This is a genomic window from Candidatus Sulfurimonas marisnigri (assembly GCF_015265475.1).
Lineage (GTDB): Bacteria > Campylobacterota > Campylobacteria > Campylobacterales > Sulfurimonadaceae > Sulfurimonas > Sulfurimonas marisnigri.
On sequence record NZ_CP054493.1, the window covers coordinates 31,190 to 49,028 of the forward strand.

The window sequence follows — 17,839 nt, forward strand, 5'->3', positions numbered from 1 at the left end:
CTTTACACTTAAGTATTTTTTTCGATATACTTTGTGCAACTTAAAACAAGAGGTGTGATATGGCCGGTGTTCATTTCGGATTTGACAATTTTAAACAACTTTTAGAGTTAAACATAGGTATATCTGAGAGACTTGATGAGAGTCGTTCTGAGAGTTTTACTCTTTTATATTGTGACTTCTCTACTGTCTCACAAGAAGTAATAAAAAGTTCTCTAGAGAGTGTTCTTAGAACTTCTGATTCTATTGTAAACAGCGAGTCAGACTATTTTTTTGTTCTTCCCTATACAGATAAATATGGAGCAGAAATTGTTAAAAATATGTTTAGGGACTTTTTTGCCAGAGAGTTAGACTCATACATGGTTAGTTATCCAAAAGATGGAGAAAAACCGCGACAACTTCTTGAGGAGTTAAGAGATACAGTAAGCACAACTTATCAAAATGATTTAAGATGTTTGGATAAGTTTATTCAATACCGATAAAAGTGTAGTCTCTATTTTTTTTATAAAACAAAACAGCATCTGATATTTTCTGCTCTTTATATATTCTTTTGTCACACACATATCTACACCTGATTTGTGTGTTTTTAGATGTCCCCGCACCACCCATACTTCTTTTTGTATTATATACGGACGTATCAAAACTGTTTGGCTTTGGCGACTCAAATGGACTTAAGCCAAACAGCAATAAAGGCGCTAGTAAAATCAATATCTTAATCATGTGAGCTATATCGGTAGTTTTTCAATATTTTTTACTTTTTTGATATTGGAACTATTTATGCTTTATTATTAAAAACTATACTAAAGTTTAGGAATTAAAAAATTTCTAGCCAGCAGGCGAAGCTTTAGTGACCGAGTAATAATAGGAGCAAAAAATGATTTCACTAGATATGAAAAATGAAGCTAAAACTGCATCTTCACCTCTAAGTTTGTCAACTCCAAAGGATGAGCCAAAACAATCATTCTCAGAACTTTTAAAAGGTCAGAGCGAGAAAAAAGATGGTAAGCTTATTCAAAATGGCGCTTTGATACTATCCTTAGGTGAACAGGTAAAAGAGACAAATGGCTCAAAAGATGTATCAAAAGTAGATACGCTTATATCTCTCTTGAAAAATGAAGAGGGTTTAGATGAGAAGCTAGAAGAGTTAATGGAGCTAAATCCAAAACTAGTATCTTCTTTGAGTGAAAAAGATATTAAAACTTTAGTTTTAGGGGCAAAAGATTATCTTAAAACAATAATAGAGGGCAGTGATGACTATAAGAAGTCTCTGATAAAAGAGCTTCCACATACCCTCAAAGGGTTAACTGAAGTTGCTAAAAAATTTGGTATAGATATTAGTAAAATAACACTCGAAGATGTTAAAGTAAAAACTGACTCTAAAGTTAAAACTCCAGAAATAAAAGTTGATACTTCCCACATTAAAGATACAGAACAAAACAAAGAAGTAAAATCTAAGCCGTCACATATTAAAGAACTACTGCAAGAAAAAGAGGTAAAAGTTCAACCCTTACATGTAAAAGGTATATCGCAAGAGAAAGAGGCAAAAGTTCAACCCTTACATGTAAAAGAGATATCACAAGAAAAAGAGGTAAAAGTTCAACCATTACATGTAAAAGAGATATCGCAAGAAAAAGAGGCAAAAGTTCAACCCTTACATGTAAAAGATATATCAGAAGATAAAGATATAAAAGTAATCACTCCACATGTTAAAAAAACTGCAAAAACTGTAGATACCGCTGCGAATGAACTTCCAAAAGAGCAGCAATACAAAGAACAATTAACTGATGAAAAGCTTTCACAAATTTCAAAAGAGGTAAAAACAACTCCACTTTTTAAAGCACAAATGGTTGTTGAGCATACGACTACTGAGCAGATTGCTCAGGTTAAAGCGAACAGTTCATTAAGCGTAGAGCAAAAAACACCAAAAGAGAGAGCAGACGAGACACTTAAGCTTCTTTTACGTGGAGAGAAACCAGCTATGAATAATTCAGTATTGACAGCAGACTTTTCAGTTGCAACTGCAAAAGTCATAGCCCCTAGCGCAGCTTCAGATGCAACAAAATCGCTAGAGAAACTTTTACATGGTGAATCTTCACCATCTGAACAAACAACTGTAAAGACAGATGGATTAACGGCACACAAGGCTGATAGTTTTGAAGTTAAACTTAACGAAGCAAAGCAGATGATTAAATATCTTTCAACGGATATGAAAACTGCTATCGAAGATTATAAATCTCCATTTACAAGAGTAAAGGTTCAGCTAAATCCACAAAGATTGGGTGAGGTTGATTTGACAATAGTGCAAAGAGGCAAAAACCTACATGTAAATATAAGCTCAAATAACACTGCCGTAAACACATTGGCGATGAATGCTAATGAGTTAAGAGTACAGTTGAGCAATAGTGGAATAAATAATGCTACATTAAACTTTAGTAACAACTCACAAAATAGTGACTCAAATGCCGGTGGACAGCATCAGCAAAGACAAAATGAGCAACAAGCTCATGAAGAGTATAACTATTTTGATAGTGATGAGTCGGTAAATGAAGAGGTTTTAAGCTCTTTAGAGATTATCGTTCCTCACTATGGCTAAGTAGTTAAGTTATTCTAAGAATCTGCCTTTTATAAAAGGGACTTGTTCTTTTTATGAACTAACAATAAAGGATATATTATGGCTATCAATTCATTAGGGCAAAATGCAGCACTATATGCTGAACCAAAGGTCTCTACAGAGGTTAAAGACAAAACTGCTTTAGGAAAAGATGATTTTATGACTCTTCTTTTAGTTGAACTTCAACATCAAGATCCAACTGAACCTATGGACAGTGAGAAAATTTTAACTCAGACTTCGCAACTGGCAGGTTTAGAATCATCAGAAAACACTAATAAAGCTTTAGAAGAATTAGCTGCAACTCTTGGTGGTACGCAGCAGTTTTCAACCATAGCAGCAATAGGTAAAACAGCAGATTTGGGAAGCAATGCTATTACATATGATGAAGGTTCTTCCAGCTCATTCGAAGTCTACTTTCCATCAGATATTCAGCAGGGGTCTATTCAAGTGGTTGATAGCTCTGGTAGTTTAATTAAAACCTTAGATGTTGGAACGAATAAGTCTGGTGTATATCAGTTTGATTGGGACGGAAAAGATAACAATGGAAATGAAGCAGATAGCGGAATTTATTATGTTAATGCAAGCTACACAGACCCTGATGGAAATAATTTAGAGACAAGACTTGGAGCTTACCCGATAGAATCAGTTAGATTTGACGGTGGACAAACACTTGTAAAAGTTGGTTCAAATTATGTTCCATTAGAGAATATAAAAGAAGTATATTAAAAAGACACTTGTGTCTTAAAAAATTAAGGAGCATGTCATGATGACTCAAGCTTTTTATACAGGACTTAGCGGACTGAGATCACAACAGCAGGCTATAGATGTTGTTTCAAATAATTTGGCGAATACTAGTACTATTGGATTTCGTGGGTACTCTACAGAATTTTCATCTATGTTTGAAGATATGATTAATACTTCTGCATCTGCATCAAGTGTAAACAGCAGTGTCGGCGTAGGGACAAATGTAAATGCTACTGTAATGGACGAGGCACTAGGAGTATTTCAGTTGACTGGCAATAGCACTGATTTAGCTATCTTAGGCGATGGATGGTTTGGTGTTCAAGGTGAAGACAAACCACTTTATACTCGTGATGGAAGTTTTACTTTTGATGCAAACCGAGACTTGGTAACACATGATGGTTACTACGTCTTAGGAACTCTTGGCAATAATATTAATGGTGAGGTATTAACACAACAGTTAGCACAAATTCCACTAAGCGATGTATCTTCTCAAGAAAAGCTTCGCTTGCCGAAAGATTTATCTTTTCCGGCGCAAGCAACAACTAACGCAACATTTGATGGAAATTTAAGCTTAGATGACACGGTAGCTACCATAAGTGCTGGGGTTATTAACTCACAAGGGGTAAGAAATGATCTAAGATTAGAGTTTACAAAAGCTATTCCGCAAGTACTGCCTGGTAGTCAGTGGGATGTCGTTGCCACAACTGGAAGTTTAGATGGCCAAACTATCTATTCAACACAGAATGGTACTGTAAGTTTTGATGAAAGAGGTGCCTTGGTATCAAACACCCTCTCATCAATAGACAATGAAGGGACATCTGTTAATATAGATTTAGGCACAAATTATGATGGGGTTATTGTTACAGCTAACGCTTCTCTGTTCTCAAGCTCTTCAGATGGAATAGTAGCTGGAGACCTTCTAGGTTATGATATAAATAAAAATGCAGAGGTAATAGCTACTTTTTCTAACGGTCAGCAAAGTAATATTGCAACAATAGCTGTTTTTCATTTTGCCAATGATAGAGGACTAGAGGGAGTTAATGGAGCTAGATTCAGTGAGAGTTCAAATAGTGGGGCACCAATATTTTTTCAAGATGCTGCTGGCAACAATATTGCAGGTACTGATATAACAAATTTTAAACTAGAAGGCTCAAACGTAAGGTTAGAAGCTGGATTAACTGACCTTATAATTATGCAAAGGTCATATGATGCAAATTCAAAGTCTATAACAACAGCTGACGAGATGCTTAAAAAAGCGCTTGATATGGGTGCTTAATAAGGCATCCTCCCCACCCATTTTATAAACTACTAACAAACCAATAACTCTTACTCTCAACACTCTTTTTTAGTAATCTGGAACACTAAATGCTACATATCTAATACAGAAAAATATTTAGCTTTAAAAAGGAACTAATTCCTTTAGAGAATAAATATTATAAAAAGGATTTAAGATGTTGAAATCACTATATGCCGGTGTATCCGGACTGCAATCGCATCAAATTGCGATGGATGTTGAATCAAATAATATTGCGAATGTTAACACGACTGGTTTTAAATACTCTCGTGCTAACTTCTCTGACCTTTTAGCTCAAACAAGATCAATAGCAACCGCTCCACAAGGTGATCTTGGTGGTAAAAATGCTGTTCAAGTTGGTCTTGGATCAACAGTAAGCTCTATGACAACAATCTTTTCTCAGGGCTCAATTCAAAACTCTGACAAAAATACAGATGTTGCTATACAAGGAGATGGGTTTTTTATTGTCTCTCCTGATAACGGCAGTAATTATAAATATACTCGTGCGGGAGACTTTAAGTTTGACGCAGAAGGAAACTTTGTTGATAATAATGGTTTTATTGTTCAGGGTTGGGTAAGAGACGCTGTGACCGGCAAAGTTGATTCAACTGCACCAATTGAGAGTATACAAATTCCACCAGGGCTTACAACACCAGCTAGTCCTACATCGGATGTTGTACTAAAAGCAAATCTTAATGCTGGAATATTAGTGGAGAGTTTTTCCCCAGCTTATACAGTTCCTAGTGGACTTCCACCAGCTGCTCCTACAGAGCCTGCTCTAGACTCAGCAGGAAATCCTATAGCTTCTGGGGATTTAGGTGTACTTTTTAATGACACTGGAGAAGGGTTCGCTCTTCAATCAGGTCAGGGTATATGGGCATCATTCTTAACTTCAGCACAGTCAGGTGCAGGTGCAGTTCTTGCTGGAGCTGGTGAATTGGATATAACATTTACGCTAGATGATGGTGTTACTACACAGCAGGTAATTACAACTGGCGGATTGCCAGGAAACACAGCTGCTGAAAATGGAGCAAGATACGTTTCTGCGATAAATGCACAAACGCCTACAACGGGAATATCTGCAACATACAACACAGTTTCAGGGGCAATAGACTTAGTTAATACTAATTCGAGTAGTTCTGCATCACATAACATCCGTTTAACAGCTATTGGTAATGTAAATAGTGGATTAGGAGTGGCAACTACGACTACAGCATATAGATACCAGTATAATCCAACAGGTGCCAATGGTGGTGCTGGTGGTAATGGTAACGATAAAACATTTAGGAGCATATCTGACCTTCGTAATCAATTGGAAATTCAGGGAAATGATCATGATGGAGATGCAGCTTTAAGTGGACTTACTGTTATTATTAATAGTCAGGGAAAAATAGAGATATCAAATCCAGGTGGTGGAGCAGATGAGTATGATGTAAATCTTGCGATTACTGGTTTTAGTGCTGTTGGAATAACAGAAAATACTCGTTTTACAAGAAACCTTGAAGCTCTTAATGCTGTTTTACCATCTGGAAGCACAGGTAAAGCCTTTTCTCAAAGTTTTAATGCGGCTACCCACTCAAGCTCTATAGATATCTTTGATTCACTTGGTTCTAAGCATACAGTTAGAATGGAGTTTAGAAAAACGTCAGTTAACGCATCAACTGGTAGTACTTGGAGTATGAAAATCAGTGTTCCTCTGCCTGCGACAATTGATAATACTTCACCATTTGAAGAAAAAACAGGTTCTATCCGTTTTAATAGTGATGGTTCACTGGCAACATTTAATCCACCAAATGTTTCATTTACTGCAAATAATGGTTCATCACCAGATCAGCAAGTAAGTTTTAGTTTTGGTACTTCAAATCTTTTTGATGGTATGACAAGTTTTGATAGTAGAAGTTCTACATCAGGTATATCTCAAGATGGGTTTACCGGTGGAGATTTAGTTGGTATTAGAATTGATCAAAGTGGTACTATAGTTGGATCGTTCTCAAATGGTCGTTCTTTTGGATTGGCTCAGGTTGGTATGGCTAAGTTTACAAATAACGAAGGTCTTTCAACTGAAGGTGGAAGTGTTTATATACAAACTGCCAACTCTGGAGATCCTATTATTGGTTCAGCAGCAACTTCAGGACGTGGGTTTATTCAAAGTTCAGCACTTGAAGCTTCTAATGTTGATTTATCTCGTTCATTGACTCAGCTTATTATTATTCAAAGAGGTTATCAGGCAAATGGTAAAACAATTACCACTTCAGATACACTACTAGAAACACTTATCGGGCTTAAACGATAAGTAAGTACCACGCATTAGCGTGGTGGCTCAAAATAACTTCTCCTTTTGTAAACCTCATTTTATTCACATTTCGATATAATCCTTTCAATATTAAAGAAGGATTTCTATGCAATTTTCTGCTCCATTAAAATCAAATTCTAAAAAAGTTATGTTGCTTGGTTCAGGTGAACTTGGTAAAGAAGTAGCTATCGAGGCTCAAAGACTAGGTCTTGAAGTTATCGCAGTTGACAGATACCAAAATGCTCCAGCTCATCATGTGGCTCACCGCTCATACGTTGTAAATATGCAAGATAAAGATGCTCTTTTAGAGATTATTTACCGTGAAAAACCTGACTATATTTTGCCAGAGATAGAAGCTATCTCTATAGATGCTCTTTTTGCGGCAGAAGATAAAGGGTATAACGTTATACCAAACGCTAATGCAGTTAGTAAAACAATGAATAGAAAAAATATTCGCTCTTTTGCAGCTGAGGTTCTGGGACTTAAAACAGGTCCATACGAGTTTGTTACAACAGAAGATGGACTTAAATCAGCAGCTGAACGCATGGGCTTTCCATGTGTTATTAAACCTGTTATGAGTTCATCTGGTCATGGTCAAAGTATCGCAAAAACAGCAGATGATATTCAAAAGTCTTGGGAAATTGCAAAAGAGGCTCGTGGAGATGCTAGTGAGTTAATCGTCGAAGCCTTTGTGGATTTTGATTATGAGATAACAATGCTAACTGCTAGAAACGGTAAAGAGACTGTTTTTTGTGAGCCGATAGGTCATGAGCAAAGAGATGGTGACTATGTATTCTCATGGCAGCCAATGCAGATGAGTGAAGTAGCAAAGAAAAAGGCACAAGAGATGGCTAAAACTATCACAGATGGTCTTGGTGGTCGTGGTCTTTTTGGTGTTGAGCTTTTTATAAAAGGTGATGAGGTTTATTTTTCTGAAGTTTCTCCTCGTCCTCATGACACTGGAATGGTAACTTTGATTACTCAAAGTCAAAGCGAATTCGCGCTTCATTTAAGAGCTGTTCTTGGTCTTCCTTTAGGGTTTACATTTTACGGTCCGGGTGCATCTGCAGCCTTTAAATCAGAAGTTCACAATAATGCCCCTATAATCAAAGTGGATGAGAGCCTATTTAGTGATAACAGCTTTGTTAGAGTTTTCTCCAAACCAGAGACTCACAAAGGTAGACGTCTGGCAGTTGCTCTTGTATTTGATGAGGTTGAATCAGCGCTGGAGCAATCAAGAGAACTAATTACAAAAATAAAAGACTACTAAGATGAAAATAGTTTTACTAGACGCTTTGACTTTTGGAGAGACAGATTTAAGTGGTTTTTTTAAACTTGGAGATGTTGAAGTTTTTCAAACTACTTCTGTAGATGAGGTTCAAAATAGAATAACCAACGCACATGTTATAGTCACTAACAAAGTTGTCATAACTGATACTCACATGTCAAACACTCCAACTTTAAAGCTTATATGCGTTGCCGCGACAGGTATGAACAATGTTGACTTAGAATCAGCAAAGGGTAGAAATATTGAAGTAAAAAATGTGGCTGGTTACTCAACAGACTCTGTTATTCAGCATACATTTTCAATGCTTTTTTACCTTATGGGACACTCAAGATATTATGATGAATATGTAAAAGACGGTTCATACTCAAGAAGCAAAATCTTTACGGATGTTTCACGTCCATTTTTTGAGATTAAAGGTAAAAAGTGGGGGATTATTGGGCTAGGCTCTATTGGTCGCGGAGTTGCAAACATCGCTACTGCATTTGGAGCAGAGGTAAGTTATCACTCAACAAGCGGTAAAAACTCTACTAAAGATTTTCTACATGTAGAGCTATCTGAGCTTCTGAAAAGTTGCGATATTATCTCAATTCATGCACCTCTAAATGAGAAAACAAACAACCTTTTAGACTATGAACAGTTGTTAACATGTAAAGATGGAGCTACTATTTTAAACCTTGGGCGTGGTGGTATCATCAATGAAGATGCAGTTTCAAGGATAGTAGATGAAAAAAATATCTATTTTGGTTTAGATGTTTTAACTGCAGAACCAATGAGAGAAAACCATCCACTTTTGGGTGTGAAAAACAAATTAAATATCTATATAACTCCACATATTGCTTGGGCATCAGTTGAGGCTAGAGAGACACTTATATCTAGTGTAATTGAGAATATCTCATCGCTGAACTAGGACTTTTCTTTGCTGCTTTTTTTGCAGCAACCATTCTCCCATTTAGTTCTGAAGTTGCATTTGTCGCAGCTTTGGCTAATGATATGCCACTTTTAACTGCTCTTATTTTTGCTTCTACAGGAAATATACTCGCCATAATTGTAAACTATTTTTTAGGATATTTTCTTTACGAAAAAACGCATACAAAACTATATAGTTCCAAAATCGGAGCTAAAGCTTTGCTTTATGGGCATAAGTATGGTTACTATGCACTACTGTTATCATGGCTTCCAATTATAGGTGATCCACTAACATTGGTTGCTGGTTTGGTTAGACTTAAGTTTGTTTGGTTTGTTTTAATATCAGGTTCTTTAAGAGTTCTGAGATATTACTTTTTAACTCTTATGGTATAATCTAAAACAATTAAACTAATGGTTATATTATGAAGTATATTTTTATTCTACTATCTCTTATTTTATCTCTTGGCACATCAGTTCATGCACTAGATAAAGTATCATTGCAGCTTCAGTGGTTCGATCAGTTTCAATTCGCCGGATACTATATAGCAAAAGAGAAAGGGTTTTACAAAGAGGTCGGACTAGATGTTCAGATTAACAAAATGACACCTTCGACGGATACGCTTGATGAAGTTCTAAGTGGTAGATCAACCTTCGGTATTGGCAGTTCTAGTCTTATATGGGAATACTCTAACAAAAAACAAATTAGTTTACTCTCTGCCACATTTCAGTCATCCCCTTATGTTCTTATCGCTCTAAAGTCATCAGATATAAACAGCATAAAAGATTTTAAAGACCAAACAGTTATGCTTAGAGATCAAGATTTAGATACAGCGTCTGTTCATGCCATGTTGCACTCTGGATATACAGATGAGAACAGTATAAAGACAAAAGACCATACATATGATATTGAAGAGCTAATCGATGGAAGAGTTGACTTATACGCTGGGTACATCTCCAACGAGCCATATTTGCTCAAAAAAAGAGGAATCCCTTATAAAATTTTTTCCCCAAAAGAGAAAGGGTTTGATTTTTACAGTGACATTCTTTATACAACTAAAAAAGAGGTATTAAATAATCCAAAAAGAGTACAAAAATTTAAAGATGCATCTCTAAAAGGATGGAAGTATGCATTTACTAATATTACTGAAACTGTAGATATTATTTACAATAAATACAACTCACAAAATAAAACAAAAGATGCACTAATGTTTGAGGCTTTAGAACTAAAAAAATTGGCTTACGCAAACGATAAAGCTCTTGGTGATATAAATAAAGCAAAAGTAGAAAGAATTTTAGATGTCTATAAGGTGCTAGGTTTTACGAATGGTAATGCCAACATAGACAACCTGTTATTTACTGATGGAGATGTTTATTTATCAGTAGATGAACAAAAATATCTAAAAGAAAAAAAAGTTATTCGTATTTGTGTAGCACCATCATCTTTGCCATACAGCGCTATAGAAGATGGAGAGTTTATTGGGATAGGTGCAGATATTTTAAGATTATCACAAAATATTACAAATATACAGCACAAGCTTATTGAAACTAAGACTTGTAAGGAAACTTTTGAAAGTGTGAAAAATAAAGAGTGTGATTTAGTGCCTATAATGAGTAAGTCAAAATCTAGAGAGAAACACCTTCATTTTACATCCCCATACTACACTGAAAAATTGGCCATTATTACCAAAGAATCAACAAATTATATTTTAGATTTTACCTCCATTAAAAATAAAGAATTTTCTGTTGTAAAAGGAAGATCATGTGCAGAAACATTGAGACAAAAGTATCCACATATAAAATTTGTAATGGTTGATTCTGTTGAGCATGGATTATCTGGTGTTAATAGAGGAGATTACTACGGACATATAGATATTATGACGCGTTCTGCCTATTATTTACAAAAAATGAACAAACCAAATTTGAAGATAAATACTCAACTTGAGGATAACGTAGAAATTGGTTTTGCCCTAAGAAATGATGATAAAGTGCTTTTTAGCATATATGATAAAGTCTCCAAAAATTTAAGAAAATCTGACTTACAAAAATCTGTAAGTAGCTGGGTACAACTAAGCTATACAAACAAGATAGAATTTAAATATTTAACAGAGATTATAATTTTTATCATTCTATCTGTCTTGATATTTTACCACAGGCACCATACTTTAAGCAAAAGAAATAAAGAGCTTAAACTATTGCAAGATGAGTTGTTAGAGTTAAACAAAACACTAGAATCAAAAGTAAGTGACGCAGTAAGTGAGATACAAAAAAAAGATACTTATATGCTTCATAGGTCTCGTTTAACTCAAATGGGTGAGATTATAAGTATGATAGCTCACCAGTGGAAACAGCCGCTTGGTTCAATATCTGCACTTAATATATCAATGCTAATGGCAATTGAATTAGAAAAGTATGATTTAAAAGATGAGAAACAAAGAGAAGAATTTTTAGAGTTTTTTAGTGAAAAATTAAAAAAGATAGACTCTCATGCTCTAAATCTAAGTAATATTATTTCAGATTTCAGAGACTTTTACAAACCCAGTGCAAAAGTAAGATTGATGCATATGGAAGCTGCAGTAATAAAAGCACATGAATTTTTAAAAGAAAATTTAGCCTCTTGTGGCATAGCAGTTATGATGGATTTAAATTCAAAAAAAGAGGTAGAGTTACATGAAAATGAGTTTATACAAGTTGTTTTAAATATTTTAGGAAATGCGAAGGAGCAGCTTGTACAAAAAGAAATAGATAATCCTGAGATTTTTATAAAAACTTACGATGATAAAACAAAAGTTATTTTGGAGATTAGTGATAATGCAGGCGGGATTAGCGAGGATATAATTGAGAATATATTTGAACCTTATTTTTCTACAAAGCTTGATAAAAATGGGACAGGACTTGGTCTTTATATGTCTAAAAGTATTATAAAAGAACATCATAATGGAAAAATATATGCTAAAAACAGTGAAGTTGGTGCAGTTTTTATTATTGAGATGCAAGCAAAAGAAAGAATAATGACGGAGGATGAGTTATGAGGAGTGATGTAGTTATAATAGGAGCAGGCGGTGCTGGTTTAGTCTCAGCTATAAACGCTCATGAAAGTGGAGCTAAAGTAATAGTTTTAACTAAAGAGTACCCAACAAGAAGTCAAACATGTATGGCTCAGGGTGGTATAAATGCAGCTTTGTCAAATGCAGGTGAAGACAGTGTTGAAGCGCATATAAAAAATACACTAAAAGCAGCTCATGGATTAGCACAAGAGAGCGCCGTAAAGTTTTTATGCGAAGAGGCTATAGGAGCTGTAGAGTGGCTAGATAGTATTGGTGTACCGTTTAGCAGAACAAAAGATAGCAAAATAGCTCAAAGAACTCTAGGGGGTGCATCTGCAGCGCGCGCATGCTACGCACAAGACTATACAGGATTGAAAATCCTTCATACACTCTACGATAGATGTCTATCTCTTGGTATCGAGATTTTAGATGAGAGGTATCTTTTAGAGTTTATAACAAACAAAAGTGAAAACAAAGTTTCTGTTTGCGGTGTTAGTGTTTTAAATAAACGAAGTGGTGAAGTTGAGATTTATGAAGCTCCTAGTGTTATAGTTGCAACCGGTGGTTATAGTAAGATTTTTCATAAGCATACAACAAACTCATCAAGCTCAACTGGAGATGGAATAGCCTCAGCACTACGAGCAGGAGCAAGACTTAGTGATATGGAGTTTATTCAGTTCCATCCAACAGCACTTAAAAACTCATCTATACTTATTTCTGAGAGTGCTAGAGGTGCAGGTGGTTATCTTTTAAACTCTATTGGTGAGAGATTTACAAATGAGTTACTGCCTCGCGATGAAGTAGCCCGTGCAATATATGATGAGATGCAAAAAGGTGAGGATGTATTTTTAGATATTCGCCATCTTGGTGAAGCGTTTATAGACGAGGAACTTCCACAAGAGAGAAAGCTTGCAATACTTTATGAAAATATTGATCCGGTTAGTGATTTAATTCCCATTAAGCCTGTTGCTCATTACACAATGGGCGGAATAGAAGTAGACTCAGAATCAATGACAAATGTGATGGGTCTTTTTGCAGTGGGCGAGTGTGCAAACCATAAGGTTCATGGAGCAAATAGGCTTGGCGGAAACTCACTTTTAGAGTTGATAGTATTTGGAAGGCAAGCTGGGAATAATGCATCAAAGTATGCGAAAAATGTCAAAAAAGATGAGAACATATCTTTACATGTAGAGGTTGAGAGTGAAGTTTTGGATAAGATAAGAAACTGTACATGTAGAGTTAGTTTTTATGAAAAACATAAACTTATCGGAGATATTTTTTATAAAAATGTAGGGATAAAAAGAGATAAAAAAGAGTTGATTTTCGCTTTGGATGAAATATATAAAATCAAAGATGACTTGCCGTTAATGGGAGTTGATGACAAATCAAAAATATACAACAATAATTTAGTAGAGTTTTTAGAATTCAAAAATATGCTTGAGCTTTGTGAAACGGTACTGCTCAGTGCAATTGCAAGAGGTGAGAGCCGTGGTGCTCACTTTAGAGTAGATGCACCAAGTGAGAATGATGCAATATTTAAGGCACATAGTATAGTAGATGAAAGCGGAAGGGTTAGTTATGAAAATTAATATTCAAAGAGAGAAGCTTACTCAGTATGAGTTTGATTTAGAAGATGCAACTTTGCTCGAGGCTTTGAATGAGATTAAAATAAATCAAGACGCATCGTTAGTATATGCAAGCGGCTGTAGAAGCAGTGTATGTGGAAGTTGTGCTATGAGAGTTAATGGCAAAGAGGTCTTAGCTTGTGCCTATAAAGTTCAAGATGGTGATTTGGTAGAACCACTAAAGAATGTTCCTATTATTCGTGACCTTGTAGTGGATATGAGCAAGGCTTATAAGTTTAATGCAAAAGCGAAGGCTTGGCAGAGTTCGCCTGCTAAAAATATTTCAGTTACTCAAGAAGACGAGAAGATAAATGAAGTCCAGAGTGATTGTATTTTATGTGGTGCATGTTACAGCGCTTGTCCTGTTTATACCGTTAATAGTGAATTTTTAGGACCATTTTCCCTAACAAGAGTCTGGAGATATGTTAGTGACAAGAGAGAAGATAACACTAAAGATAAAATAGATACTATTCAAACTAACGGCGTTTGGGACTGCACTTTGTGCAATGAGTGCACAATTGTGTGCCCACAGGATATTTCAAGCAAGGCAGATATAGAGAAGCTTCGAGCTAAAAGTGCAATATCAGGGCATATGGACCCAAATTTTGGAAGTTTTGGTGGATTTGGTGGCTCGTTTGATGGAAGTCCAACTTTTTAGAACAACTAACAAACTTCAAATATGTTATAATTTACTAAATTGTTATAAAACAGGTGTCCCTTGAGGGTGTGAAATAAAATTAAGGAATAAAAATGGCAAAAGAATATTCGTTTGATATAAGTGCAAAGATAGATATGCAAAATTTTAAGAATGCTATAAATATGGTTGATAAAGAGGTTGCGAATCGTTATGATTTTAAGGGAACTGCTTATGAAGTAAACTATAACGAACAAGCTAAGACATTAGTTTTAATAGCATCTAGTGACAATAAGCTAGATGCTCTAAAAGATATTGTAATAGCAAAGTTTTTAAAGCAGGGGCTAAGCTCTAAGGTCTTAGAAGAACTTAAAGTGGAAGATTCTAGCGGTAATAATAGAAAAGTTACATTTAAAGTTGTTGATTACATAGAGTCTAAAGAAGCTAAAAAAATAACTGCTGAGATAAAAAAAATGAAACTCAAAGTAAACGCTCAGATAGAGGGTGATTCAATACGTGTAAAAGGTGCAAAACTAGATGATTTACAAAAAGTTATAGCAGAGATTCGGTCACAAGAGTGGGAAGCTCCACTAGTTTTTGAAAATATGAGATAAGAAAGGTATTATATGTCAAAGTTAACTATCGCGGATGCTGCTGAAAAACTTGGTGTGTCAAAAGAGGCTATTCATAACCGAATAAGAAGAGGTTCTCTTCAAAGTGAAGTTGAAAACGGGGTGAAGCTTGTTTTAATGGACGGTGATGACAGCGTTAAGACACCAACAAGAAGAATGAACAATCAAAAGGTAGCACCTAAAGTAGATGACAGGTATTATAAACTTTTAGAAGATCAAAATGCCAAGCTACAACAAAAAATAGAGACTCTTGAGGGTGAAACAAAAAACTTAAGAGATCAAAAAGAGCAAATGCTCATCGCTGAGAGAGAAAAAATTGAGCAGATTTACAAAGATAAAGATGAACAGCTTAAAAACATACTAAATGCAATTTCATCAAAGTTTATGCTTGGTGCACCTGATGAAGCTCTAGAAGAGCTAGTTGAGGCTGAAATAGAAGAGTTTGATGAGCCTGCAACTGAAAGTGTAAATAGACTTGTATCTCTTGGTAAATATTTAAAAAGTAAAGATTTTTCAAAGAAGAAAGTTTCAAAGATAAAAGAGAAGTTTAAAAAACAAGCAGAAGTTGACACAAGGATTATTACTATAGGGAAAAAATACTATGTTGACTTAGAAAAGTATGACTATAGCGATTTATCGCTATAAATCACTCATCTTCAGAGTTAAACCTTTTAGATGAGTTATTGGATATGAGTAGGCTATCCCTTCTCCTCCCCCTGTAATATCTAAATCCTTTATAACTTTTTTAATGATTTGAGCAACATTTTTGGTTGGTGTTATGAACATTAGATTTGAATCAGAGACTTCACTATTGAGTCTGTTATAGAAGTTATCCATTTCCTCAAGACCCATTCCATGAGCTTTCATTATTGTTACACCTCTAGCACCTGCATCTCTAGCAGATATTAAAGCTTTATCTTCTAATTCTCTGGGAACAACTATATGTACTGCAGAAAATTGAATTTTATATGAGTGTCTTTTACCTGTTCCATGCACACTGACAGTTGATAGCCCCATATCTTCTGCATGTTCTAGAGCATGTTGAAGTTCATCAAGGTGCATCTCTTCGAGCTCGTGTTGACCTTTAACACCCATTTTCTCGGTAATAATACCATATGCCATTACGGTAATCATAGGAAATAGCGATGCAAAAGCTATAAGACCAAAACCATCAATAAGAGGGTCGCGACCTGGAATATTTGTAGCAAGACCAAGCCCCAGTGCTGCAACCAAAGGAACAGTTACTGTTGATGTTGTAACTCCACCGCTGTCATAAGCAATAGGAACAATATATTTAGGTGCCATAAAAGTAAGAGCGATAACAAAGATATATCCAGACATAATATAGTAAACAATTTCTCCGCCAACTACTATACGATAAGACCCTAAAGAGATACCGATTCCAACACCAAGAGCAACAAAAAGGCGAAGAACAAAGTCATTTATTTTACCATCACTTATCTCTTTAGCTTTTCTTGCAATTGCTGTTAGAGATGGCTCAGCCATGGTTGTAGAAAAACCAATAGCAAAGGCAAAAACATAAATGATAGCAGTGCTGTCATTTTGAGTAAGTTGCATAGCCATAGTCTCACCAAGGCTAAATAATCCCATTTCTAAACCAATAATAAAAGCATCAAGGCCAATAATAACAAGCCCAAATCCAATCATAACTTCTTTAAAATTATCAATAGGTTTTTTAATAATAAGATATTGAAAAAATAAAATTACTGCCAATATAGGTATAACATCAAAAGCAACACTAAGAATACCTTTTAACAGTGTTATTAGATTAAAATCAAAAGCAGCAGCAGTTTCTGCAGTATGCACTACTATTGGTGATATTGTTGTTGTAACATCTACAAACTCATATACATAAATCCCATAAAATTGAACAAATATCATAGGGGTAAGTGAGGCAAAAGCGATAAGACCAAAACCATCAAGAACAGGATTTCTCCCTTTAATAGTAGATGCAAGTCCAATACCTAGAGCTGCGACAAGAGGAACCGTTACAGTTGAAGTTGTAACTCCACCAAGGTCAAATGCAAGACCAACTATCTCTTTTGGAGAAAAGCCTGTTGCTGCTATAACCATAATGTAACCAGCAATTATATAGTAGTGTATTGGATGACCCTTTATAATCCTCCAAACGCCAATCACTATAGCAAAACCAACAGAAAAAGCAACAACAAGCCTAAGTACAGTAGCATCAATTCTGCCACTACTTATAGATGCTGCTTTATCAGCAATAACAAGAAGAGCAGGCTCTGCGATAGTTGTACCAAAACCAACCATAAATGCAAATAGTACTATCCAAAATGTGGAACCCTTATGAGCAAATTCTGTTGCTAAACCTTCTCCAACGGGAAATATCCCAATCTCAAGACCAAGAAGAAACACAGCAAGACCAACACCAACAATCGCTAAACCGATTGTTGTACTAAGCCAGTTTTCTGGAACAGTTTGTATAATTGCTAGTTGAAAAAATATAATTACCATTATTATTGGTAATAAATCTCTAAATGATTCTTTTAAAAGCTTTAAAAATGAACCTATGTTAAGCATGTACACCCTTTTTTATTTATGTGATTTTATCATTTAAAACCATAAATTAAGATTTTTAAAGGTAAAATTCCATACACAAAATGGATAGCTGGCCGAGTGGTCGAAGGCGCTCGCCTGGAACGCGGGTATAGGGCAACCTATCTAGGGTTCGAATCCCTAGCTGTCCACCATTCTTATTAAAATCTTTTAGCAAAACTTCAGAGTAA

Annotated in this window: 15 protein-coding genes and 1 tRNA gene; 14 read left to right on the forward strand and 2 right to left on the reverse strand. The window is 35.4% G+C overall.

Translation table 11 applies throughout. From position 1 onward, the window contains the following. Positions 1–59: 59 nt before the first annotated feature. A complete protein-coding gene (locus HUE87_RS00165; RefSeq protein ID WP_194366744.1) occupies positions 60–479 on the forward strand; it encodes a hypothetical protein in 420 nt (139 codons plus the stop codon). Here HUE87_RS00165 and HUE87_RS00170 read toward each other — a convergent pair. Beyond that, on the reverse strand, positions 463–717 hold the full coding sequence (locus HUE87_RS00170; protein ID WP_194366745.1) for a hypothetical protein: 255 nt from the start codon (positions 715–717) through the stop codon (positions 463–465). The genes HUE87_RS00165 and HUE87_RS00170 overlap by 17 nt on opposite strands. Positions 718–871: 154 nt before the next feature. Between HUE87_RS00170 and fliK the strand changes: the two genes are divergently transcribed. From fliK to HUE87_RS00230, 12 genes are all read left to right on the forward strand, one after another. Then, complete coding sequence (gene fliK / locus HUE87_RS00175; protein WP_194366746.1) at positions 872–2,590, forward strand: flagellar hook-length control protein FliK; 1,719 nt, start codon at positions 872–874, stop codon at positions 2,588–2,590. A gap of 78 nt (positions 2,591–2,668) precedes the next feature. Then, positions 2,669–3,334 (forward strand): FlgD immunoglobulin-like domain containing protein, encoded by a 666-nt coding sequence (locus HUE87_RS00180; RefSeq protein WP_194366747.1) that lies wholly within the window; start codon positions 2,669–2,671, stop codon positions 3,332–3,334. A gap of 37 nt (positions 3,335–3,371) precedes the next feature. Beyond that, the gene (locus HUE87_RS00185) at positions 3,372–4,628 is read left to right on the forward strand and encodes a flagellar hook protein FlgE (RefSeq protein ID WP_194366748.1); all 1,257 of its coding nucleotides are present in this window, start codon (positions 3,372–3,374) and stop codon (positions 4,626–4,628) included. 175 nt (positions 4,629–4,803) lie between these two features. Next, a complete protein-coding gene (gene flgE / locus HUE87_RS00190; RefSeq protein ID WP_194366749.1) occupies positions 4,804–6,939 on the forward strand; it encodes a flagellar hook protein FlgE in 2,136 nt (711 codons plus the stop codon). A gap of 106 nt (positions 6,940–7,045) precedes the next feature. After that, positions 7,046–8,209 carry a formate-dependent phosphoribosylglycinamide formyltransferase gene (purT, locus tag HUE87_RS00195; RefSeq protein ID WP_194366750.1) on the forward strand — a complete coding sequence of 388 codons (1,164 nt, stop codon included), beginning with the start codon at positions 7,046–7,048 and terminating at the stop codon, positions 8,207–8,209. 1 nt (position 8,210) lies between these two features. After that, on the forward strand, positions 8,211–9,134 hold the full coding sequence (locus HUE87_RS00200; RefSeq protein ID WP_194366751.1) for a D-2-hydroxyacid dehydrogenase: 924 nt from the start codon (positions 8,211–8,213) through the stop codon (positions 9,132–9,134). Between the two features lie 83 nt (positions 9,135–9,217). Continuing rightward, positions 9,218–9,526: a YqaA family protein gene (locus HUE87_RS00205; protein ID WP_194366752.1), complete on the forward strand. Its 309-nt coding sequence runs from the start codon at positions 9,218–9,220 to the stop codon at positions 9,524–9,526. 29 nt (positions 9,527–9,555) lie between these two features. Further along, positions 9,556–12,162, forward strand: a complete 2,607-nt coding sequence (locus HUE87_RS00210; RefSeq protein WP_194366753.1) for an ABC transporter substrate-binding protein — start codon at positions 9,556–9,558, stop codon at positions 12,160–12,162. Continuing rightward, positions 12,159–13,766, forward strand: coding sequence for an FAD-dependent oxidoreductase (locus HUE87_RS00215; RefSeq protein WP_194366754.1), 1,608 nt, complete (start codon positions 12,159–12,161; stop codon positions 13,764–13,766). Before HUE87_RS00210 ends, HUE87_RS00215 begins: the two co-directional genes overlap by 4 nt. Continuing rightward, positions 13,756–14,460, forward strand: a complete 705-nt coding sequence (locus tag HUE87_RS00220; RefSeq protein ID WP_194366755.1) for a succinate dehydrogenase/fumarate reductase iron-sulfur subunit — start codon at positions 13,756–13,758, stop codon at positions 14,458–14,460. Before HUE87_RS00215 ends, HUE87_RS00220 begins: the two co-directional genes overlap by 11 nt. Before the next feature lie 92 nt (positions 14,461–14,552). Further along, on the forward strand, positions 14,553–15,050 hold the full coding sequence (locus tag HUE87_RS00225; RefSeq protein ID WP_194366756.1) for a YajQ family cyclic di-GMP-binding protein: 498 nt from the start codon (positions 14,553–14,555) through the stop codon (positions 15,048–15,050). Positions 15,051–15,062: 12 nt separating this feature from the next. Next, complete coding sequence (locus tag HUE87_RS00230; protein WP_194366757.1) at positions 15,063–15,713, forward strand: MerR family transcriptional regulator; 651 nt, start codon at positions 15,063–15,065, stop codon at positions 15,711–15,713. Here the strand turns inward: HUE87_RS00230 and HUE87_RS00235 are convergent. After that, complete coding sequence (locus HUE87_RS00235; RefSeq protein ID WP_194366758.1) at positions 15,708–17,633, reverse strand: DUF1538 domain-containing protein; 1,926 nt, start codon at positions 17,631–17,633, stop codon at positions 15,708–15,710. The two genes, HUE87_RS00230 and HUE87_RS00235, sit on opposite strands and share 6 nt — an antisense overlap. Before the next feature lie 82 nt (positions 17,634–17,715). On the opposite strand from HUE87_RS00235, the gene HUE87_RS00240 reads away from it, so the two are divergent. Continuing rightward, positions 17,716–17,803: transfer RNA gene (locus HUE87_RS00240), tRNA-Ser, on the forward strand. Positions 17,804–17,839 lie beyond the last annotated feature (36 nt).